Source organism: Massilia aurea (assembly GCF_014200505.1).
Lineage (GTDB): Bacteria > Pseudomonadota > Gammaproteobacteria > Burkholderiales > Burkholderiaceae_D > Telluria > Telluria aurea_B.
On sequence record NZ_JACHBX010000014.1, the window covers coordinates 1 to 1,201 of the forward strand.

At 50.4% G+C, this 1,201-nt stretch carries 1 rRNA gene; it reads left to right on the forward strand.

Going from position 1 to position 1,201, the window contains the following annotated elements:
- Positions 1-41: 41 nt before the first annotated feature.
- Positions 42-1,201 (forward strand): 23S ribosomal RNA (locus tag HD842_RS23815); the annotation flags it as partial.

The window sequence follows — 1,201 nt, forward strand, 5'->3', positions numbered from 1 at the left end:
CCTGTGACGATCTCTGTTGTCAGCAGAGGCCAACGTTATAGGGACAAGCGAATAAGTGCACATGGTGGATGCCTTGGCGATTACAGGCGATGAAGGACGTAGTAGCTTGCGATAAGCTGCGGGGAGCTAGCAAACGAGCTTTGATCCGCAGATTTCCGAATGGGGAAACCCGGCCTTTATAGGTCATTGCATACTGAATACATAGGTATGCAAAGCGAACGCGGCGAACTGAAACATCTAAGTAGCTGCAGGAAAAGAAATCAACCGAGATTCCCAAAGTAGTGGCGAGCGAAATGGGATGAGCCTGTATGTAATAGTCGATCGGATAGTGGAAGCCTCTGGAAATAGGCGCCATAGAGGGTGATAGCCCCTTACACGAAATTCGAACGGTGGTACTAAGCATACGACAAGTAGGGCGGGACACGAGAAATCCTGTCTGAACATGGGGGGACCATCCTCCAAGGCTAAATACTCGTAATCGACCGATAGTGAACCAGTACCGTGAGGGAAAGGCGAAAAGAACCCCGGGAGGGGAGTGAAATAGATCCTGAAACCGTGTGCATACAAACAGTAGGAGCGGACTTGTTCCGTGACTGCGTACCTTTTGTATAATGGGTCAGCGACTTACATTCAGTGGCGAGGTTAACCGTATAGGGGAGCCGTAGAGAAATCGAGTCCGAATAGGGCGACAGTCGCTGGGTGTAGACCCGAAACCAAGTGATCTACCCATGGCCAGGATGAAGGTGCGGTAACACGCCCTGGAGGTCCGAACCCACTAATGTTGAAAAATTAGGGGATGAGCTGTGGGTAGGGGTGAAAGGCTAAACAAACTTGGAAATAGCTGGTTCTCTCCGAAAACTATTTAGGTAGTGCCTCAAGTATCACCATCGGGGGTAGAGCACTGTTATGGCTAGGGGGTCATTGCGACTTACCAAACCATTGCAAACTCCGAATACCGATGAGTGCGAGCTTGGGAGACAGACATCGGGTGCTAACGTCCGGTGTCAAGAGGGAAACAACCCAGACCGCCAGCTAAGGTCCCAAAGATTGGCTAAGTGGAAAACGAAGTGGGAAGGCTAAAACAGTCAGGATGTTGGCTTAGAAGCAGCCATCATTTAAAGAAAGCGTAATAGCTCACTGATCGAGTCGTCCTGCGCGGAAGATGTAACGGGGCTAAGCCAGTCACCGAAGCTGCGGATAT